Below are 20,551 nucleotides of genomic sequence, written 5' to 3' on the forward strand. Positions count from 1 at the left end.
TACAGAGGCCCGGCGCTACTTTTTGAGTAGCCTCGGGCTTTTTAGTTTATGGCTTGTATTTCTCCCGATTCTGATCCCAAGGATGACATGACATCACCCAACCCGATCACTGTCTCTGTCGATTGCATGGGCGGCGACCATGGTCCTCGCGTCACGCTCGCGGCTTGCCGCCGATTTTTGACGGCTCACCCCGAAGCGCGCTTGATCTTGGTGGGTCGGGCTGAGGCTTTGGCAGGATTTTCTGATCCGCGGGCACAAGTGGTCGTGGCCACTGAAGTGGTGGAAATGGACGATCCCTTGGAGGTGGCGCTGCGCAAGAAAAAAGACTCTTCGATGCGCCTGGCCATTGAGCAAGTGCGCGATGGCAAAGCCTCGGTGGCTGTCTCTGCGGGCAATACGGGGGCTTTGATGGCCATTGCCCGTTACGTCCTCAAGACCATGGAGGGCATCGACCGTCCGGCCATTGCAGGGCAAATGCCCAATTTCAAGGGTGGTGGCACGACCATGCTGGATTTGGGTGCCAATGTGGATTGCACGCCCGAGCATTTGCTGCAGTTCGCGGTCATGGGCTCAGCTTTGGTGTCGGTGTTGCAAAACAAAGATCAACCCACGGTGGGTTTGCTCAACATTGGTGAAGAGGCCATCAAAGGCAATGAAATCATCAAAAAAACAGGTGAACTGCTGCGATCGGCTGCCAATTCGGGTGATTTGAATTTTCATGGCAACGTGGAAGGCAACGACATCTTCAAGGGCACGGTCGACATCGTGGTCTGCGATGGCTTTGTGGGCAATGTGGCCCTGAAGGCCAGTGAAGGATTGGCCACGATGGTCAGCGGCTTTCTCAAAGCCGAGTTCTCGCGCAGCATCTTCACTAAAATTACTGCTTTGTTGGCTTATCCGGTCTTATCTGCTTTTAAAAATCGAGTTGACCATCGCCGGTACAATGGCGCTGCTTTGCTCGGCTTGCGCGGCCTCGTGTTCAAAAGCCATGGATCGGCAGATGAGTTGGCCTTTGAGAATGCCTTGAGCCGGGCTTATGATGCAGCCCGAAACCAATTGTTGGATCGCGTGCGCGAGCGCATTGCCCATGCCGCCCCCTTGTTGATGGGCGCGCAGGCAGAGCACTCAGACAACGCGGCCGCCTCTTTATGAGAATTTATTCACGCATTTTGGGCACCGGCAGTTATTTGCCGGAGCGACGCCTGAGCAACGCCGACCTCGCCACCGAGCTGGCTCAGCAAGGGGTCGAAACCTCCGACGATTGGATCGTCGAGCGCACGGGAATCCGGGCGCGTCACTTTGCCGACGATGCGCAAGGATGCAGCGATTTGGCCACCCATGCCGCCCGCCATGCCCTGAGCGCAGCAGGTTTGACGGCCCAAGATATCGACTTGATCATTGTGGCCACCTCCACGCCCGACATGGTTTTCCCATCGGTGGCAACCATGGTCCAGCACAAACTGGGTGCATCCGGCGGTCCTGCATTTGATGTGCAAGCCGTTTGCAGTGGCTTCATTTATGCCCTGACAGTCGCCGATTCGATGATTCAGACGGGCTCAGCCAAACGCGCTTTGGTCATTGGCTCTGAAGTATTTAGCCGCATCCTCGACTTCAAGGACCGCACCACCTGCGTGTTGTTTGGCGACGGCGCTGGCGCTGTGGTGCTCGAAGCCTCGGATCAGCCCGGTATCTTGGCCACGGATTTGCATGCCGATGGTAAATACAAAGACATTTTGTGCGTGCCCGGTCACGTCAATCGCGGCGGTATCTTGGGCGATCCGGTGCTCAAGATGGACGGCCAAGCGGTCTTCAAGCTGGCTGTGGGAGTGCTCGAGGAAACCGCTCGCGCCAGTTTGGCCAAGGCCAACATGACGGATGCTGACATCGATTGGTTGATCCCACACCAAGCCAATATCCGCATCATGCAAAGCACGGCCAAGAAACTGAAGCTGAGCTCTGAAAAGGTGGTGGTCACGGTTGACCAGCACGGCAATACCTCGGCTGCCTCGATTCCTTTGGCGTTGGACACCGCTGTGCGCGATGGTCGTATCCAGCGCGGTCAGACCCTGATGCTCGAGGGCGTTGGCGGAGGATTCACTTGGGGCTCGGTCCTCTTGCGTTACTGATTCACAACCCTCATGACCCATGAGGGTCTGCGCCAGTCTATGGCCAGACCTGTTTCACACCAGATACAAAATTTGCTCATGACCACATTTGCTTTTGTTTTTCCCGGCCAAGGTTCTCAATCGGTGGGCATGCTGGATGCATGGGGCGACCACCCCGTGGTGCTCGAAACCTTGAAAGAAGCCTCCGACGCCCTCGGTGAAGACGTGGCGAAATTGATCCACCAAGGCCCTAAAGAAGCCTTGGCCATGACGACCAACACACAGCCTGTGATGTTGGTGTCGGCTGTGGCTGCTTACCGTGCTTGGCTGGCAGATGGCGGCGCCAAGCCGTCAGTGGTCGCTGGTCACTCGCTGGGTGAATACAGCGCCTTGGTGGCCTCAGGCGTGCTCACACTGACACAAGCTGCACCGCTGGTGCGCCTGCGAGCCGCCGCCATGCAAGAAGCAGTACCGGTGGGCGTGGGCGCGATGGCTGCGATTTTGGGCTTGGCCTCTGACAAAGTGATCGAAGGCTGCAAAGAGGCCCAAGCCACATTCGCCTCAGGCAGCGCCGAAGTGGTCGAGGCCGTCAACTTCAATGACGCGGCACAAACCGTGATCGCGGGCAGCAAAGCGGCGGTGGACAAAGCCTGTGAAGTGCTCAAGGGCATGGGCGCCAAGCGTGCGTTGCTCTTGCCCGTTTCGGCCCCTTTCCACTCCAGCTTGATGAAGCCAGCGGCTGAAAAGCTGCGCGAGAAACTGGCCACCCTGACTTTAGGCGCACCGCAGATCCCGGTGCTCAACAACATCGACGTGGCCATCGAAACCGATGCCGACCGCATCCGCGATGCGCTTTACCGCCAGGCCTTTGGCCCGGTGCGCTGGGTGGAGTGTGTGCTGGCCATCAAGGCCCGCGGCGTGAGCACTGTGGTCGAATGCGGCCCCGGCAAGGTGCTGGCCGGTATGACCAAGCGCATCGACGCCGAATTGAATGGCGTGGCGCTGTATGACCCGGCCACCTTGGCCGAAGTGAAAGGACTCCTTGCATGAGCGATACCCCAAAACAAGTGGCCTTGGTCACTGGCGCATCTCGCGGCATCGGTGCCGCCATTGCCCTGCATTTGGCCAAGGCTGGTTATGTGGTCATTGGCACCGCCACCACCGATGACGGAGCCACCAAAATCAGCCAGACTTTGTCGGCTTACCCCGGCAGCCGTGGGGCCAACTTGAATGTGACCGATGCTTTAGCCGGCGAGGCCCTGATTGACGCCATCGTGAAAGAGCATGGTGGTTTGCACGTGCTGGTCAATAACGCTGGCATCACCCGCGACACCTTGGCCATGCGCATGAAAGACGACGACTGGGACGCAGTGATCGACACCAACCTCAAGGCGGTTTTTCGCATGAGCCGCGCCGTGATCCGCCCCATGATGAAGCAGCGCTATGGCCGCATCATCAGCATCACCAGCGTGGTGGGCGCCTCTGGCAACCCCGGCCAAGCCAACTATGCAGCGGCCAAGGCCGGTGTGGCGGGCATGACCCGTGCCCTGGCCCGCGAGCTGGGCAGCCGCAACATCACCGTGAACTGCGTGGCCCCTGGATTCATTGCCACCGACATGACGGCCAGCTTGCCCGAAGAACAGCACAAAGCCTTGTTGGGCCAGATTCCTCTGGGCCATTTGGGGCAAGCTGATGACATCGCGCACGCGGTCGCCTACTTGGCGGGTCCGGGTGCTGGCTATGTCACTGGACAGGAATTGCATGTCAATGGTGGCATGTTCATGGCCTGATTCCCGGAACCCCTTCCGGACAGGTAAAATCTTCATTTTTCACAACCCTCAGAGGGACCCCATGAGCGATATCGAAGCACGTGTCAAGAAAATCATTGCCGAGCAACTTGGCGTTGAAGAGTCACAAGTCACCAACGAAAAAGCCTTCGTGGCCGATCTGGGTGCCGACTCCTTGGACACTGTGGAATTGGTGATGGCACTCGAAGACGAGTTTGGCATCGAGATCCCTGACGAAGACGCAGAAAAAATCACCACGGTGCAAGCTGCGATCGATTACGCACAAAGCAAGAAGGCCTGATCGACGATGACCCGGCGCCGCGTTGTTGTCACGGGTTTGGGATGCGTCAGCCCCGTGGGCAACACGGTCGCCGATGCATGGTCCAACCTGCTCGCCGGTCAGTCCGGCATCGGTCCCATCACCCGCTTTGACGCTTCGGCCATGTCGTGCCGAATCGTGGGTGAAGTCAAAAATTTTGACCTCGAGTCTTACATCAGCGCCAAAGAGGCGCGGACCATGGACCGGTTCATCCATTACGGCATTGCTGCAGCTGCCCAAGCGATCCAAGATTCTGGCTTGCCTACAGGCGATGCCTTGGGTGAAGAAGAGGCTTGCCGAACCGGTGTGGTGATTGGTTCTGGCATTGGTGGCTTGCCACTGATTGAAGAAACCCACATCGAGTACGTGGCGCGCGGTGCGCGTCGCATTTCCCCATTTTTTGTACCTGCTTCGATCATCAACATGATCTCGGGTCACGTGTCGATGCGACATGGCTACAAAGGGCCGAATTTGGCCGTGGTCACGGCCTGTACCACGGGCTTGCACAGCATTGGCGAAGCCGGCCGTTTGATCGAATACGGCGACGCCGATGTGATGATCGCCGGTGGTTCTGAAGGTACGGTTTCTCCTTTGGGTGTGGGTGGCTTTGCCGCGATGCGCGCTTTATCTACCCGCAACGATGACCCCGCAGCGGCCTCTCGCCCCTGGGACAAAGACCGCGATGGCTTTGTGCTGGGTGAAGGCGCAGGTGTCATGGTGCTCGAAGAGTACGAACACGCCAAAGCCCGTGGCGCGAAAATTTACGCTGAGCTGGGTGGCTACGGCATGAGTGCCGACGCCGGACACATGACCGCGCCCAGCATGGACGGCCCCCGCCGCGCCATGCTGAACGCCATGCGCAATGCCGGTGTGAACCTTGATCAGATCGACTATTTGAACGCCCATGGCACTTCCACCCCCTTGGGTGACATCAATGAAACCCATGCCATCAAGGCGGCTTTGGGCGACCATGCCTACAAGACCGTGGTCAGCTCCACCAAGTCGATGACGGGTCACTTGCTGGGTGGTGCCGGTGGCATTGAAAGCGTGTTCACCGTGTTGGCTTTGCACCACCAAAAAGTTCCGCCCACCATCAACCTGCACAACCCCGACCCCGAGTGCGATCTGGACTATTGCGCCAACACGGCGCGAGACCTGAAAATCGATGTCGCCCTGAAGAATAACTTCGGTTTTGGTGGCACCAACGGCTCTTTGGTCTTCAAACGCATCTGACCCGGGCCACCCTCATGTACAACGCCCCACCTGTGGCTTTCCCGGTGGGGCGTTTTGTTTGGGGCCGCGTCGTGTTGTTGGCCGCAGCCACACTGTCTGCTGTTGGATTGATCGTTTGGCAAATGCAAAGCCAAGCGGCCACCTGGCTGGTGGCATGTGCTTGGGGCTTCTGGTTGCTGTGTTGGGTGGCCACAGCGGCCTGGGCGCCCCAACAACATGCGTCTGGGGGACGCTTGTTGTGGACAGGTGACGCCTGGTTTTGGCAAGCAGAACATGACCTGTCAGCGCAAGCCCAGGCCGTCCGTTTGACGGTGGGACTCGATACTGGGTCGGGGCTATTGTTGTGGGTCCAAAGTGTGGACGATCAGGGCAGGGTGATGGGGCCCTTGAGCAGTGCTTGGTTGCAAGCGGATGCGATGCCCTCGAAGTGGCATGGATTTAGATGCGCTGTATATTCGCGCCCAAAGGTGAATGAGGTTAAAAAAGACCCAGGTTTGACAGCCACTCGCCAAGCTTGAATCGTTGGTTTTTTCCCCCATCTGATAGTGCATTGAACCCGTTTTTAGAAAACAACAGGAGGTTTTCGTGAGCAATACAAATTGGACCCAAGCCGCCGCAACGGCCGTTTTGAGCAGTGCCTTGGTGGCGGGTTGGGCGATCATTCCCATGGGCGGAGCTTTGGCACAACCCGCCAGTGCTTCGGTCAGAGGCTTGCCGGACTTCACGGACCTGGTCGAGAAAGTGGGCCCCTCGGTGGTGAACATTCGCACCTTGGAAAAGGCGCGCACCAACACGCCTGCGCCGGGTGCTGCCGATGACGAAATGCAGGAGTTCTTTCGGCGATTTTTTGGCGTGCCCATGCCCAATGCCCCAAGGCAGGCCCCCAGACCCAACCGTCCCGCACCAGAGGCACAACCACGCGGCGTGGGTTCAGGCTTCATCTTGAGCGCTGACGGCTTCATCATGACCAATGCCCATGTCGTAGACGGTGCTGACGAAGTCTTGGTCACCTTGCCAGACAAACGAGAATTCAAGGCGCGCATTGTGGGCGCAGACAAACGAACGGATGTGGCGGTTGTCAAAATCGAAGCCTCGGGCTTGCCGGCTGTGAAAGTGGGTGACGTCAGTCGCCTTCGCGTGGGCGAGTGGGTCATGGCCATCGGTTCGCCTTTTGGTTTGGACAACACCGTCACCGCCGGCATCGTGAGTGCCAAACAACGCGACACCGGTGATTTTTTACCGTTCATTCAAACCGATGTGGCCATCAACCCTGGCAACTCCGGTGGGCCCTTGATCAACATGCGGGGCGAGGTGGTGGGCATCAACAGCCAGATCTATTCGCGCTCAGGTGGGTTCATGGGCATTTCTTTCGCCATTCCCATGGATGAAGCCACACGGGTAAGCGACCAGTTGCGCGCAAACGGTCGTGTCAGTCGCGGCCGAATCGGCGTACAAATTGCGCCTGTGACCAAAGATGTGGCTGAATCGATTGGTTTGGGCAAGGCCCAAGGTGTGCTGGTTAGGGGTGTCGAGGAGGGCTCCCCCGCTGAAAAAGCAGGTGTGGAAGCTGGCGATATCATTGTGCGTTTTGATGGCAAACCCATTGAAAAAACAGCCGACTTGCCTCGCGCGGTTGGCAACACCAAACCTGGGAACCGCGTCACGCTCACCGTTTTCAGGCGCGGCAGTCACCGAGACCTGACTGTGACCGTGGCCGAGGTGGAGCCCGAAAAAATCGCGGTTGCTTTACCCGAGAGAAAAGCACCTCCAGCGACTGTGGCGCATTTGGGCCTGACCTTGAGCGACTTGTCTGACGAGCAGCGCAAAGAAGCCCGCGTTCGCTCCGGTGTGCGCGTGGATGCGGCAGTGGATGCCGCCGCGCGTGCGGGTATTCGGGAGGGTGATCTGATCTTGGCCATTGCCAATACCGAGGTGACCTCGGTACAGTCTTTTGAGACTTTGGTTGCCCGTTTGGACAAGACCAAACCCCTGAGTCTGTTGATTCGAGGAGGCAATGCGGCGGACTTTGTGACGATCCGGCCCGCACCCTGATGCAAACCACAGGCCCCACAAACCTTGAAATCCCTATGGTTTTTAAGTGAATGGGGTCTTTGCGCCTATTTTTGGGGTCATTCAGACCCCATCAGAAAAAAATCTGATGTTTGTGTCGACTGACATTTTCTGTTAATCATGATGAATCTGGCTAAAATCTCAGGTCTTGAACGACGATTCATGGCATCCGCAGCAGGTCTGGATTCACCATGCGATATTTCACGCAGGTGTCCACCGATGATCCACAGACAGCCCACAAGTTGTTCATATCAACCGGACTTAACCTGTGGATAAGTTGTGTATAAATTCTGTGTTGCTTGTCTGCAACGACCTGCTGAACCCGAACTTGGGGCTGTGCGAATGGGCCATTTTGCCTACAATGAGGTCCCAACTATCGCAGTTGCCATAGATTGTTGGTTCAGGGCGCGTCACCACCAGACGCGCCCTTTTTTCTTTTCCGGATCATTGATCCGCCCCTACTTGCAGAACTTCCTTGATGAATCACATCAGAAATTTTTCGATCATCGCTCACATTGACCATGGGAAATCCACGCTGGCCGACCGCCTGATCCAACGCTGTGGCGGATTGGAAGCGCGGGAGATGGAGGCGCAGGTGTTGGACTCGATGGACATTGAGAAAGAGCGCGGCATCACGATCAAAGCCCAAACCGCGGCACTCCAATACAAGGCCAATGATGGTCAGGTTTACAACCTCAACCTGATCGACACCCCTGGGCATGTCGACTTCTCTTATGAAGTGTCTCGCTCCTTGTCGGCCTGCGAAGGCGCTTTGTTGGTGGTGGACGCCAGCCAAGGCGTAGAAGCGCAAACCGTGGCCAACTGCTACACCGCACTCGACTTGGGTGTAGAGGTGGTGCCGGTACTCAACAAAATGGATCTGCCCAACGCCGATCCAGACAATGCCCGAAGCGAAGTGGAAGACGTGATCGGCATCGATGCGACCGATGCCATTCCATGTTCGGCCAAAACAGGCATGGGCATCGAAGAAATCCTTGAAGCCGTGGTGGCCCGCATTCCACCGCCCAAAGGCAGTCCCGATGCGCCGCTGCGCGCCATGATCATCGACAGCTGGTTTGACACTTATGTGGGCGTGGTCATGCTGGTGCGCGTGGTCGATGGCCAGTTGCTCAAAGGCGAACGCATTCGCATGATGGCCAGTAACGCGGTGTACGAAGCGGGCAGCTTGGGCGTGTTCACCCCCGCCAACCAGCCGCGCGAATCACTCAAGGCGGGCGAAGTGGGTTACATCATCGCGGGCATCAAGGAGCTGCAAGCGGCCAAGGTGGGCGACACCGTGACCCTGGAAAAGAAGTTGCCCAACAATTTGGGGCCTGCGGCCGAAGCTTTGCCCGGTTTCAAGGAAATCCAGCCCCAGGTGTTTGCCGGTTTGTACCCCACTGAAGCCAACCAGTACGACGCTTTGCGAGACGCGTTGGAAAAGCTCAAGCTCAACGATGCCTCCTTGCATTACGAGCCCGAAGTCTCGCAGGCGTTGGGCTTTGGTTTCCGTTGCGGTTTCTTGGGCTTGTTGCACATGGAAATCGTGCAAGAGCGCCTAGAGCGAGAGTTTGACCAAGACTTGATCACCACCGCGCCCAGCGTGGTCTACCAAGTGGTCAAGGGCGATGGCGAGGTCATCATGGTGGAGAACCCTTCCAAGATGCCTGACCAGGGCAAGCTGCAGGAAATCCGCGAGCCCATCGTCACGGTGCATTTGTACATGCCGCAGGACTATGTGGGTCCTGTCATGACGCTCGCTAACCAAAAGCGTGGCGTGCAGATGAACATGGCCTACCACGGCCGACAGGTCATGCTGACCTACGAAATGCCGCTCGGTGAGATCGTGCTGGACTTCTTTGACAAACTCAAATCGGTCAGCCGGGGTTACGCCTCGATGGATTACGAGTTCAAGGAATACCGCGCGTCCGACGTGGTCAAGGTCGACATCATGCTCAACGGCGAGAAGGTCGACGCGTTGTCCATCATCGTGCACCGCACGCAAGCTCAGTACCGTGGTCGAGCAGTGGCAGCCAAGATGCGCGAAATCATTTCACGCCAAATGTTCGATGTGGCGATTCAGGCCGCCATTGGTGCCAACATCATTGCCCGTGAGACCATCAAGGCCTTGCGTAAAAACGTGCTGGCCAAGTGCTACGGTGGCGACATTACCCGCAAGCGCAAGCTGCTGGAAAAGCAGAAGGCCGGAAAAAAGCGCATGAAACAGATTGGCTCGGTCGAGGTGCCACAAGAGGCGTTCTTGGCCATTTTGCAGGTGGAAGATTGATGCAATTCATCACATCGATGGTTTTGGCCGCTTTTGTCGGCTATGCCGGTTCTTGGTATCTGGGTTTCATTGAGGGCAACTTTGCGTTGCTTTTGCTTTTGGCCACCGTGGTGACCGGCATTTATTGGTTGGCCGAGCGCTTCTTCTTTTTGCCTCAACGCCAAAAAGCGGTGGCTCAACTGGAAGCCGAAACCGCTCAACGTCGCGCCGAGTTGACCAAGATGGGGATCGACAAGGTCGACACTGACATCCGCGAAAGCCGTGAAAAGCTGCTCATGCAGCCTTGGTGGCTGGACTGGACAGCAGGTTTGTTCCCGGTGATTGTGGTGGTGTTTGTGCTGCGCTCGTTTCTGTTCGAACCCTTCAAGATCCCTTCCGGCTCCATGATCCCTACACTGCACATTGGCGATCTGATTTTGGTCAATAAATTCCATTACGGTATTCGCTTGCCCGTGGCCAACACCAAGCTCACCGAGGGCACACCTGTGCAGCGCGGCGATGTGATGGTGTTTCGATACCCTCCCAAGCCCAGTGTTGACTACATCAAGCGCGTCGTGGCGCTCCCGGGCGACGAGGTGGCTTACATCAATAAGAATCTCAGCATCAACGGCAAACCCGTGCCCACCGAAGTTTTGCCCGATTTCTTTGATGAATCCACCATGCGTTACCACAAGCACCGACGTGAAACCTTGGGGGCCAAACCACATCAGACGCTGCAAGACGATGACCGTCCGGCCTTTATCCCCGGTGCCGACCAATTTGCGGGCCGTGAGAACTGCAACTACACCGTCGAAGGCGTGACTTGCAAAGTGCCTGCAGGTCACTACTTCATGATGGGTGACAACCGCGACAACTCGCTCGATTCGCGCTATTTTGGTTTTGTGCCAGACGCCAACATTGTGGGCAAAGCCTTCTTTGTGTGGATGAACTTTGGCAACCTCAAGCGCATTGGCGCTTTTGACTGAGGTGAGCGTGGCAAATTCGTCTGCATTGTCCGACTTGCAAGTCCGGCTGGGTTACGCCTTTCGCCAGAGCAGTTTGCTGCAGCAAGCGGTCACGCACCGCAGCTTCAGTGCGGACCACAACGAACGCCTGGAGTTCTTGGGCGATTCGGTGCTCAACCTGTCGGTGGCCCACCTGCTTTACACGCAACTGGCCAATTTGCCCGAAGGCGATTTGTCGCGTGTGCGGGCCAACCTGGTCAAGCAAGACACCTTGCACCAACTGGCCAAAAAAATGGATTTGCCTGCCGTGATGCGCTTGGGTGAGGGCGAGATGCGTTCAGGCGGTCAAAACCGTCCTTCCATCTTGGCCGATGCACTCGAAGCCATCATTGGCGCGGTGTACCTGGACGGCAGCTACAAGGATGCACATGCCTTGGTCGAGCGCCTGTTTGCCCAGGTCGACATCAAGCCCGACATGCAAGCCGTGGGCAAAGATCCCAAGACCGAGTTGCAAGAGTGGCTGCAAGGGCGCAAGCTCTCGCTGCCCAAATACACCGTGGTCGGCACCTCTGGCGCGGCGCACCGCCAGCAGTTCGAGGTCTCTTGCGAAGTGACCGAATTGCGCCAAACCCAACAAGGCTCGGGCGCATCGCGCCGTGCAGCCGAACAAGCAGCGGCAGCCGCCATGCTGCTCACCCTGAAACCCGAAAGCGCCGCATGAGCACCGACAAAAAATCTGCCAACGCTGAGCGCACTGCTCGAGAGCAAACCCTGCGCCGCCCTGTGCAAATTGCGGGTGTGACCATCCAGCCGCGCGACGCAACTGAAGACGCCGCTTTGCCCCCCTTGGCCGCAGCGCCCGCGCTGGAGCCTGCCGCAGGCCAGCGCTGTGGCCTGGTGGCCATTGTGGGCAAGCCCAATGTGGGCAAGTCCACCTTGCTCAACGCCTTGGTGGGCCAAAAGATCAGCATCACTTCGCGCAAAGCCCAGACCACCCGCCACCGCATCACGGGTATCCGCACCCAAGGTGCGGCGCAGCATGTGTTTGTGGACACGCCCGGTTTTCAGACCATCCATGGCACCGCACTCAACAAGTCACTCAACAAGACCGTGGTGGGTGCGGTGAGCGATGTGGATCTGGTTCTGTTTGTGGTCGAGGCGGGCAGCTTCACCACGGCGGACGCCAAGGTCTTGGCGCTGCTCAAGCCCGGCATCCCTGTCTTGTTGGTGGCCAACAAACTGGACAACGTGCACCGCCGTGGCGACATCGCTCCTTGGTTGCAAAGCATGCACGAGCGCTACGCCTTTACAGAGTTTGTGCCCATGTCGGCCAAGCAGCCCAAGGACATCGAGCGCCTGCTCGGTATTTGTGAAAAATACCTGCCCGAGCAGCCTTGGTGGCATGCCGAAGACGAACTCACCGACCGCAGCGAGAAGTTTTTGGCCAGTGAAATGGTGCGCGAAAAACTTTTTCGATTGACGGGTGACGAGTTGCCCTACACCTCCACCGTGGTGATCGACAAGTTCGAAGAAGAAGCGGGCCGTACGGCCAAACGAATGCTGCGGATTGCCGCCACCATCGTGGTCGAGCGCGAAGGCCACAAGGCCATGGTGATCGGTGACAAGGGTGAAAAGCTCAAACGCATCGGCACCGAAACCCGCGTCGAGCTGGAAAAGCTGCTGGACGCCAAGGTGTTCATCGAGCTGTGGGTCAAGGTGCGTTCGGGCTGGGCCGACGACGAAGCCCGCGTGCGCAGTTTTGGTTACGAGTAACCCCCCGCCCATGGCCTCCAAGCGGATTGCAGACGAGCCGGCCTATGTGCTGCACCGCTACGACTGGAGCGAGACCAGCCTGATCCTCGAAGTCTTCACCCGCCACCACGGCCGGGTGGCTTTGGTCGCCAAAGGGGCTAAACGGCCCACCTCCAGCTTTCGCCCGGTGCTCTTGCCGCTGCAGCCTTTGTCGTTGGCGTTTGGGGGCGATGGCGATATCCGCACGCTCAAATCGGCCGAATGGGTAGGCGGTCACGTCATGCCCACGGGAGAGGCGCTGCTCTCCGGTTATTACCTCAATGAGTTGCTCATGCGCCTGACGGCGCGTGACGACCCGCACCCCGCTTTGTTTGAGGTGTACGCCGCCGCTGTGCGCCTGTTGGCCAGTGGTGACCCCGATGCCTTGCAATGGGGTCTGCGCGGCTTTGAATTGCTGCTGCTGCGGGAAATGGGCCTGTTGCCTGCCCTGAACCAGCAAACCCTGAGCCTCAAGCCTTTGCTGCACAAGGACAGTTATGCCTTGGTGCCCGAGGCCGGGCTGCAATGGGTCAGCGAAGACCCTCGCTCCGCCTTGCGAGGCGAACAGTGGTTGGCGCTGCACGCGGCGCTGGTGTCCCCCAGCCCCTTGGCCGCTTTGGTACGCGATTGCGCTGAGCTGCTGGTGCAGTTGCAGCGTCCCTTGCGCCTCATGCTCAACTACCATTGCGGTGTAGGCGCTTTACGCACTCGCCAAATGATGCTGGATCTGCAAACCCTATGAATACCCTCTTGACCGCTGATTCCCAACGCGTGGCCCTGTCGGTCAACGTCAACAAAGTCGCCTTGCTGCGCAACTCGCGCCACCTGGGCATTCCCAGCGTCACCCGTGCTGCCGAGCTGTGCCTGCAAGCGGGTGCCAAGGGCATCACCATTCACCCCCGGCCCGACGAGCGCCACATCCGCGCGAGCGACGTGCCCGAGCTGCATGCCCTCATGCAGGCTTGGCCCGATCGTGAGTTCAACATCGAGGGCAACCCCTTCCACAACCTCATGGAACACGTGCGTGCCGTGCGACCGCACCAGGTGACTTTTGTGCCCGACAGCGAAGGCCAGTTCACCAGCGACCATGGCTGGACCTTCCCGCAGGACGCAGACCGCCTGAAACCCTTGATCGATGAGTGCAAGTCGCTGGGCGTGCGGGTGAGCCTCTTCATGGACCCTTTGCCAGAGCAAATGGCCGCAGCCCGTGCCGTGGGCGCCGACCGGGTGGAGCTCTACACCGAGCCTTATGCCGCCGCCTTTGGCACGCCAGAACAAGCCATGCAGCTGCGGCGTTATGCCGATGCCGCTGTCGCCGCCACACAAGCAGGCCTGGGCCTCAATGCAGGCCACGACCTCAACCGCGGCAACCTGCCCGCCTTTGTGGCCGCGGTCAAAGGCCTGCAAGAAGTCTCGATTGGCCACGCCCTCATGGCCGACGCGTTGGAGTTGGGCTACACCGCCACGGTACAGGCTTATCTGGACTGCCTGAACACATGATCTACGGCATCGGCACCGACATCTCCGACATACGCCGCATCCGGACGAGTTTGGAGCGCCATGGCGATCGTTTTGCAGGCAAAGTGCTGAGCGATGCCGAGATGGCCACCTGGAAGGCGCGCAGTGCCCGCTGGCCTGAGCGGGGTGTGCGCTACTTGGCGACACGCTTTTCGGCCAAAGAGGCTTTCAGCAAAGCCATTGGCTTGGGCATGCGCATGCCCATGACCTGGCGGCTGTGCGAGATCGGCAAACTGCCCAGCGGCCAGCCCGTGATCGTTTTGCACGGCGTGCTGAAAGAATGGTTTGAGGCGAAAAACCTCAGCGCCCACATCACTGTGACCGACGAGTCCGAGTACGCCGCGAGTTTTTGTGTGGTCGAGACCTTGGCACCGCCGGCGCATTCGACGGACAAAGCACCCACTTGAATTCCCCTTGTTCACCCTGAACTGCTGAGTCCCGCATGAGCATCCACGCCCCCCTGATCATCGACATTGCTGGCACCACACTCACCGAAGTGGACCGCCGCCGCTTGGCGCACCCTCTGGTGGGGGGCATGATTTTGTTTGGCCGCAACTGGCAAAGTCGGACGCAGCTCACCGACTTGTGCTTTGAGGTCAAAAGTATCCGTGCAGACCTCTTGATTGCGGTAGACCACGAAGGTGGTCGGGTGCAGCGCTTTCGTACCGATGGTTTCACCCATTTGCCACCCATGCGTGCGTTCGGCGAACTTTGGGGCCAGGACGACAAGGGACAACCCGGCTCGGGCGTGCTCAAGGCCTGCGAAGCGACCACCTCGGCGGGCTTTGTTCTGGCCAGCGAGCTGCGTGCCTGCGGTGTGGACTTCAGCTTCACGCCCGTGTTGGATTTGGACCATGGCGAGAGCGGCGTCATCGGTGACCGCGCTTTTGCCCGTGACCCGCGTGTGGTGAGCCTGCTGGCCCGCAGCCTGATGCAAGGTCTGTTGCAAGCGGGCATGGGCAATTGCGGCAAACATTTCCCCGGGCACGGAGCGGTCAAAGCCGACTCGCATGTGGCGCTGCCCGTGGACAAGCGCAGCCTCAAAGCCATCCTGGCCGACGATGCGCAGCCTTACCGATGGCTGGGCAGTGTGCTCACCGCCGTGATGCCTGCGCATGTGATCTACAGCAAGGTGGACAGCCGCCCGGCAGGTTTTTCGCCCCGCTGGCTGCAAGACATCTTGCGTGGGCAGTTGGGTTTTCAGGGCGTGGTCTGCACCGACGACCTGTCGATGGCCGCCGCCCGCCAGCTGGAGGGGCAGACCCTCAGTTATACCCAGGCCGTCATCACCGCGCTGCACGCGGGCTGCGACCTGGCCCTGCTGTGCAACCGCTCGGCCGTGAATGGTGGCGCCGAGCTGGACGAGGTGCTCGACCAGTTGGCGGAAGCCCAGCTCAAGGGCCACTGGACCCCCAGCGAAATCAGCGAAGAGCGGCGCCTGAACCTCTTGCCCCGATCCCCCGCCCGCCCCTGGGACGAACTGGTGCGCTCGGCCGATTACATGCAGGCGCTGGACCGCCTGCCTTGACCTGAACAGGAACTTGGATGAACTGGATCGCCAAAATTTTCATGGCCCTGCTCGGGCTGGCCTTTCTGGTGGCCTTGCTCTTTGGTGTGGCCTGCTACACCGTTTATGCCACGCTGCGTTGGCTGTTGACGGGTCGCAAGCCCCAGGTGGTGCTGGTCTGGCAACAGTTCAGCGCCATGCGCCAGAACTTCAAGCAAGGCGGCTTTCGTGCCGGGCCTTCGCAGGGCTTTGAAGGCCCCAGGGGACACCACAGCGCCCACGATGACCAGGTGGTAGACGTGGAAGTGCGCGAGGTGGTGGAAGACGCACCCCGACTGCCGCCTCGCAAGCCGGGCTGAAAAAAGCCTGTATCCATCAACAGGGTTAGGGGCTCAATACAAGAGCCTCGGTAGATTTAGCATGCGATGCTCTAACAAGGATTCAGCATGCTCCCCGGACCCAAACGCCTGTACCGCTGCTCAAACTGCCAGGGCATCTTCGCCCGCAGAACCCTGGCCTCTGGCAACACGCTGGGCGCTAAATACCGCTCTGATGGGCAAATGAATGCCCGTATGTTGCCTCAAACACCACCTTTGGTGGCTTGTCCACACTGCCAAGCGCTTTTTTGCATGGTGGGCGCAACACATGCTGTCGAGTACCGGGACTATTTCCCGGGTTTTGGTTTTATGGGTGAGCCCACACCGGAAGAAATCGAAAGCAAAAAAGCCCAAGAAGCCTTGGCCGAACAATACCGGGACGCTCCTCGTTACAAGGTGGCGACCCTCAAGCAATGTATCCAGTACGTCCAAAGCCAAGACATCAGCCCTCACGCAGAGCAATTGCGGATCTATGCCTGGCACCGTGTCAACGATGAGCGGATGGACACTGGCCGACAACTGCTCCAAACCGATGAGAAAGCCAATCTGCTGGCGCTGCTGGACCTGTTGCCCCCTGACAGCTATGCTGAAATTTTGCTCAGGGCCGAAGTCTTTCGGGAGCTCGGGCGCTTTGACGAAGCCGCCCAATCGCTAGACCATGAATTTTCAAATGAATTTGAGTCCAGGGCCGAGCAAATCATGCAGGCCTTAGAGCGCCAAGACGAGCAGCCCTTTGTTTTTGAAGACACGCCAGACGACGGCGATATTCATTTTGAATGGGCATGGCAGGCCCGGCGCATGAAGACCCAAATGCCAGAACTGCCCGAACAACCCATGGTTCCACCCTTGTTTCACATTGGCAACCGCGACTGGTGGGTCAAAGTGTTGGGAATGATGTCGCACAACTGGACCTTGATCGAGCCGCAGACCAACGGACAAGCCACGGTGTATTTCTTTCACGATAAGGGCATGACGCTGCGGCCCAGTGCATTCAAAAGGGCCGACTTCAGCAATCGCAGTGCTGTAGTCGATGCACTGCAGTTTGACGACGTGGCCCAGGCGCAGCGAGCCCTGAAAGCCAACGACTTTGATCGACTGAAGGTAAAACCCGGCCCTTGGCTTGACTTCGTGCCCGAGGGTCATTTTTGGGATGCCAGGGAGACGGAGGAGGGGATTTATTCCAAGAAGGGCTATTGGAAGACTGCTTCCTGATGCTTCTAGCATCTATGATCTACCGTTAAGTTTGTAGCTATTTCTGGCTAGACTTGTTTCAAAAAATTTCCCCCGCTTGGGATTGTCTATTTATGGAAAACGTATTTAATTTTCGGGATCAGCTGATCGGTGAATACAGCTCTTTTTCTCGAAGTTTTTCCAAGATCTATGCCCGAGATATCAATGAGAAGGTCGAGCGTGAATACAGCGAGGGCCGTTATTGGCCTGAGCCGCTGATTCAAATCAACCCCAACTACCGCAGAAGCGCCACCGTTCAGCAGTTGGCCGCCAAGGGCGATTTGCATGCCGACTGTGCCGAGTTGTTCAAGGCCAAAAAGCCCGAGGGCACGCCTGTCGATTTGTTTTTGTACGCACACCAGATGGAAGCCTTGGCCAAAGCTGGGCAGGACAAAAGCTATGTGGTGACGACAGGCACAGGTTCGGGCAAGTCGCTTTCGTTTTTTATCCCCATCATCGACCGGATTCTGAAAGTCAAAGAGCAAGAAAAGAAACAAGACGCAAATGCCAAGTCGCGTACTCGTGCGATCGTCATCTACCCAATGAACGCACTGGCCAACAGCCAGTTGGAGGAGCTCGACAAGTTTTTGCACGGTTATGCGCCGGGCCAGCAGCCCTTCACGGTCGCCCGCTACACCGGACAGGAAAGTACAGCCGAGCGCGAACGCATCAAGAACAACCCACCCGACATCTTGTTGACCAACTTCATGATGCTGGAGCTGATTCTCACGCGGCATGAAGAAATTGACCGTGGCGTGGTTGACCACTGCCAAGGGCTTGATTTTTTGGTGTTGGACGAATTGCACACCTACAGGGGGCGTCAAGGTGCTGACGTGGCCATGCTGGTACGTCGCCTGCGCGAGCGCCTGCAAGCCCACAAGCTCGTCTGCATTGGCACATCTGCCACCATGTCATCTACGGGCACCCAGGCTGACCGCAACAAGACTGTTGCTGAAGTGGCATCCAAACTTTTTGGCACCACCATCACTGAGCACGATGTCATTGGTGAAACACTTGACCGTGTCACCAATCAGGCCAAAAGTGTAGACGCCGTCAAGCCCTACCTCAAGTCGGCTTTGTCGCAAACCAGCTTTTCATGGCCCAGCTACGCCGCCTTCCAAGACGACCCTTTGGCCATCTGGGTAGAACTGAACCTTGGCATTGAGCTTCCCGAACTCGAAGCACCGCGCCGCGCCAAACCGATGACCCTAAAAGACGCGGCGGCCAGGTTGGCCGACGATGCGGGTTGTGACTTTGATCTGGCCCGTGCAGGCCTGCAACTGTTTTTGGTGGCTGCCCACGAAGTCAAGACCGAACAAGGCCGCCCCCCATTTGCTTTCAAGCTGCACCAATTCATCAGCGGACCAGGCAAGGTGCTCGCGACTTTAGAGCCAGCAGGCAAGCGCCACATCACGCTAGATGCACAACGCTTTGCACCAGGCCGGCAAGACGAGGGAACGCGCCTTTATCCCGTGCACTTCTGCCGTGATTGCGGGCAGGAATACCACCCCGTCTGGCGATCCGGAAATGCCCAGCAGGAATACAGTCCCCGCGAAATTGACGACATTTCTTCTGACGAAAACGAAGACGCGCATTACGGCTTCTTGTGCCCGCAAACTACGGGTCAAACCTTTACAGGTCAACTCGAAGAATTGCCCGAAACATGGCTCGACCTGAGCAAAGCCGAACCTAAGATCAAAAGTACATACAGAAAAGCCGTGCCGCAACCGGTCACCCTGGGGCCAGATGGCCTGCACGGGCGGGACGGTGAAAATTTCTGGTTCATTCCCGGAAAGTTCAGGTTTTGTCTGCGCTGCGGTCTGTCTCATGAGGTCCATGGCAAAGACATCAACCGCCTGGCCAGCTTGTCTGGTGAGGGGCGGTCATCTGCAACCACGATCCTGACCCTGACCGCCATTCGCCAGCTGTTTGCCGAGGGCGATCCCCAGACGGACCAACCTGATCCCCGCAAAATTCTTGGCTTCACTGACAACCGCCAAGATGCAGCACTGCAAGCGGGCCACTTCAACGACTTCATCTTTTTGCTGACTCTGCGTGCAGCGCTCATTGGCGCACTGCAAAACAACCAAGGCTTGCTGTCTGAGGACGTGTTGGCCAGTCAAGTATTCAAAGCGCTGGGGTTCGAGAAAGTTGATCAAGGCACCCTGACCGAATATCTCAAAAACCCCAAGATCATGGGCCTTGCCCGGCAAGATGCCCAGAAGACCTTGCGCTTCATCATTGGGTACAGACTGATGCGCGACCTGCGTCGAGGCTGGCGCTTCAACAACCCCAACCTCGACCAGCTCAACCTGCTGAACATCCAATACCGGGGCATTGCCGAATTTGTTACCGAAGAATCTTTGTTTGCAGGCAACCCGGTTTTGTCAAAGCTCTCGCCCCAACACCGAACTGAGCTTTCGGTGTGCCTGTTTGACCACATGCGTCGCGGCCTTTGCTTGCAAAGCATGTACCTCGACCCCATCGAGCAAGAGCGTGCCAAGACCACCGCCTTCCAATACCTGAACGACCGCTGGGCATTCGCGTACGACGAAAGCCTCGAAACATCTAAATACCTCATCTTGGGCAAGCGTCCAGAATACCGAGGAAAGCCTCGAACAGACCTGGTACCGGGTGGTCCACGAACCCGCTTACTCAAAGACATCAAGTTGTCCCCGCTGTGGAAGAGCAGCTCAGCTGCCGCTGTAGTCAGCGGCTGGAAAGACCCGCAATGGACAGCCTTCATTGAAGACCTGCTCAAGGCCGCATCCAATTACGGCTATGTGCAAAAGTTCGACATCGACTCCCAGGTGCTCGGCTGGCGCCTGAACGCCAACAGCATGGACTGGCTGCTGGTGCGCGACGAAGATATAGACACAGACACCCGCCACAACGCTTACTTCCGCAACCTCTACCTGGCCGTTGCTCAGACGCTTCAGCAATCCCAACACGCACTCTTCAACTTTGAAGCGCAAGAGCACACTGCGCAGGTCGATGCCGGACGCCGCCAACTTCTGGAGCAGCGCTTTCGTTACACCACCAAAGACCGCCAGGACTGGGCAGAAAACCCCGCCAACGACGCGCCCTTACAGCGATTGCCGGTCATGTTCTGTTCGCCCACCATGGAGCTGGGCGTGGACATTTCGGCACTTAATGCTGTCTATTTGCGCAACGTACCGCCCACCCCGGCCAACTACGCTCAGCGCAGCGGCCGTGCAGGCCGCTCCGGCATGCAGGCACTTGTCATCACCTATTGCGCAGCTCTTAGCCCGCACGATCAGTGGTTCTTTCACCACGCCACTGACATGGTGCACGGCATCGTCAAGGCGCCCACACTGGACTTGGCCAACCGAGACCTTGTCGAAAGCCACCTCCACGCCATC

General features: G+C 58.1%; 18 protein-coding genes. All 18 read left to right on the forward strand.

The genetic code is table 11. From position 1 onward, the window contains the following. Positions 1-87: 87 nt before the first annotated feature. Positions 88-1,152 (forward strand): phosphate acyltransferase PlsX, encoded by a 1,065-nt coding sequence (gene plsX / locus ABWQ00_RS05040; RefSeq protein ID WP_353237584.1) that lies wholly within the window; start codon positions 88-90, stop codon positions 1,150-1,152. Then, on the forward strand, positions 1,149-2,126 hold the full coding sequence (locus ABWQ00_RS05045; RefSeq protein WP_353237585.1) for a beta-ketoacyl-ACP synthase III: 978 nt from the start codon (positions 1,149-1,151) through the stop codon (positions 2,124-2,126). The genes plsX and ABWQ00_RS05045 overlap by 4 nt, the downstream gene beginning before the upstream one ends. Before the next feature lie 78 nt (positions 2,127-2,204). Continuing rightward, a complete protein-coding gene (gene fabD, locus ABWQ00_RS05050; protein ID WP_353237586.1) occupies positions 2,205-3,155 on the forward strand; it encodes an ACP S-malonyltransferase in 951 nt (316 codons plus the stop codon). After that, complete coding sequence (gene fabG, locus ABWQ00_RS05055) at positions 3,152-3,895, forward strand: 3-oxoacyl-ACP reductase FabG (protein ID WP_353237587.1); 744 nt, start codon at positions 3,152-3,154, stop codon at positions 3,893-3,895. The genes fabD and fabG overlap by 4 nt, the downstream gene beginning before the upstream one ends. A gap of 61 nt (positions 3,896-3,956) precedes the next feature. Continuing rightward, complete coding sequence (acpP, locus tag ABWQ00_RS05060) at positions 3,957-4,193, forward strand: acyl carrier protein (protein ID WP_019427049.1); 237 nt, start codon at positions 3,957-3,959, stop codon at positions 4,191-4,193. A 6-nt stretch (positions 4,194-4,199) separates the two neighbouring features. Further along, the gene (fabF, locus tag ABWQ00_RS05065) at positions 4,200-5,444 is read left to right on the forward strand and encodes a beta-ketoacyl-ACP synthase II (RefSeq protein WP_353237588.1); all 1,245 of its coding nucleotides are present in this window, start codon (positions 4,200-4,202) and stop codon (positions 5,442-5,444) included. Between the two features lie 666 nt (positions 5,445-6,110). Then, a complete protein-coding gene (locus tag ABWQ00_RS05070; protein WP_353237667.1) occupies positions 6,111-7,496 on the forward strand; it encodes a DegQ family serine endoprotease in 1,386 nt (461 codons plus the stop codon). 496 nt (positions 7,497-7,992) lie between these two features. Then, a complete protein-coding gene (gene lepA, locus ABWQ00_RS05075; protein ID WP_353237589.1) occupies positions 7,993-9,801 on the forward strand; it encodes a translation elongation factor 4 in 1,809 nt (602 codons plus the stop codon). Next, on the forward strand, positions 9,801-10,766 hold the full coding sequence (lepB, locus tag ABWQ00_RS05080; RefSeq protein WP_353237590.1) for a signal peptidase I: 966 nt from the start codon (positions 9,801-9,803) through the stop codon (positions 10,764-10,766). Before lepA ends, lepB begins: the two co-directional genes overlap by 1 nt. Positions 10,767-10,773: 7 nt before the next feature. Further along, positions 10,774-11,466, forward strand: coding sequence for a ribonuclease III (rnc, locus tag ABWQ00_RS05085; RefSeq protein ID WP_502908079.1), 693 nt, complete (start codon positions 10,774-10,776; stop codon positions 11,464-11,466). Beyond that, a complete protein-coding gene (gene era / locus ABWQ00_RS05090) occupies positions 11,463-12,518 on the forward strand; it encodes a GTPase Era (RefSeq protein ID WP_353237591.1) in 1,056 nt (351 codons plus the stop codon). The genes rnc and era overlap by 4 nt, the downstream gene beginning before the upstream one ends. Before the next feature lie 10 nt (positions 12,519-12,528). Beyond that, entirely contained in the window at positions 12,529-13,278 is a 750-nt protein-coding gene (recO, locus tag ABWQ00_RS05095; protein WP_353237592.1) for a DNA repair protein RecO, read from the forward strand. 8 nt (positions 13,279-13,286) lie between these two features. Next, positions 13,287-14,036 carry a pyridoxine 5'-phosphate synthase gene (locus ABWQ00_RS05100; RefSeq protein WP_502908080.1) on the forward strand — a complete coding sequence of 250 codons (750 nt, stop codon included), beginning with the start codon at positions 13,287-13,289 and terminating at the stop codon, positions 14,034-14,036. Beyond that, positions 14,033-14,461, forward strand: a complete 429-nt coding sequence (acpS, locus tag ABWQ00_RS05105) for a holo-ACP synthase (RefSeq protein ID WP_353237594.1) — start codon at positions 14,033-14,035, stop codon at positions 14,459-14,461. Before ABWQ00_RS05100 ends, acpS begins: the two co-directional genes overlap by 4 nt. Positions 14,462-14,496: 35 nt before the next feature. After that, positions 14,497-15,582 (forward strand): beta-N-acetylhexosaminidase, encoded by a 1,086-nt coding sequence (nagZ, locus tag ABWQ00_RS05110; RefSeq protein WP_353237595.1) that lies wholly within the window; start codon positions 14,497-14,499, stop codon positions 15,580-15,582. Positions 15,583-15,599: 17 nt separating this feature from the next. Beyond that, positions 15,600-15,920, forward strand: a complete 321-nt coding sequence (locus tag ABWQ00_RS05115; protein WP_353237596.1) for a hypothetical protein — start codon at positions 15,600-15,602, stop codon at positions 15,918-15,920. An 87-nt stretch (positions 15,921-16,007) separates the two neighbouring features. Then, positions 16,008-17,150, forward strand: coding sequence for a hypothetical protein (locus ABWQ00_RS05120; RefSeq protein ID WP_353237597.1), 1,143 nt, complete (start codon positions 16,008-16,010; stop codon positions 17,148-17,150). A 92-nt stretch (positions 17,151-17,242) separates the two neighbouring features. After that, the coding region (locus ABWQ00_RS05125) for a DEAD/DEAH box helicase (RefSeq protein ID WP_353237598.1) at positions 17,243-20,551 on the forward strand (3,309 nt) is incomplete at its 3' end.

Origin of the sequence: Limnohabitans sp. (assembly GCF_040400975.1) — a bacterium.
Taxonomy (GTDB): Bacteria; Pseudomonadota; Gammaproteobacteria; order Burkholderiales; family Burkholderiaceae_C; genus Limnohabitans_A.

Excerpts from the sequence above, each read along its gene's own strand:
- plsX (WP_353237584.1), top strand. The coding sequence starts at position 88 with ATGACATCACCCAACCCGATCACTGTCTCTGTCGATTGCATGGGCGGC.
- ABWQ00_RS05045 (WP_353237585.1), top strand. The coding sequence starts at position 1,149 with ATGAGAATTTATTCACGCATTTTGGGCACCGGCAGTTATTTGCCGGAG.
- fabD (WP_353237586.1), top strand. The coding sequence starts at position 2,205 with ATGACCACATTTGCTTTTGTTTTTCCCGGCCAAGGTTCTCAATCGGTG.
- fabG (WP_353237587.1), top strand. The coding sequence starts at position 3,152 with ATGAGCGATACCCCAAAACAAGTGGCCTTGGTCACTGGCGCATCTCGC.
- acpP (WP_019427049.1), top strand. The coding sequence starts at position 3,957 with ATGAGCGATATCGAAGCACGTGTCAAGAAAATCATTGCCGAGCAACTT.
- fabF (WP_353237588.1), top strand. The coding sequence starts at position 4,200 with ATGACCCGGCGCCGCGTTGTTGTCACGGGTTTGGGATGCGTCAGCCCC.
- ABWQ00_RS05070 (WP_353237667.1), top strand. The coding sequence starts at position 6,111 with ATGGGCGGAGCTTTGGCACAACCCGCCAGTGCTTCGGTCAGAGGCTTG.
- lepA (WP_353237589.1), top strand. The coding sequence starts at position 7,993 with ATGAATCACATCAGAAATTTTTCGATCATCGCTCACATTGACCATGGG.
- lepB (WP_353237590.1), top strand. The coding sequence starts at position 9,801 with ATGCAATTCATCACATCGATGGTTTTGGCCGCTTTTGTCGGCTATGCC.
- era (WP_353237591.1), top strand. The coding sequence starts at position 11,463 with ATGAGCACCGACAAAAAATCTGCCAACGCTGAGCGCACTGCTCGAGAG.
- recO (WP_353237592.1), top strand. The coding sequence starts at position 12,529 with ATGGCCTCCAAGCGGATTGCAGACGAGCCGGCCTATGTGCTGCACCGC.
- acpS (WP_353237594.1), top strand. The coding sequence starts at position 14,033 with ATGATCTACGGCATCGGCACCGACATCTCCGACATACGCCGCATCCGG.
- nagZ (WP_353237595.1), top strand. The coding sequence starts at position 14,497 with ATGAGCATCCACGCCCCCCTGATCATCGACATTGCTGGCACCACACTC.
- ABWQ00_RS05115 (WP_353237596.1), top strand. The coding sequence starts at position 15,600 with ATGAACTGGATCGCCAAAATTTTCATGGCCCTGCTCGGGCTGGCCTTT.
- ABWQ00_RS05120 (WP_353237597.1), top strand. The coding sequence starts at position 16,008 with ATGCTCCCCGGACCCAAACGCCTGTACCGCTGCTCAAACTGCCAGGGC.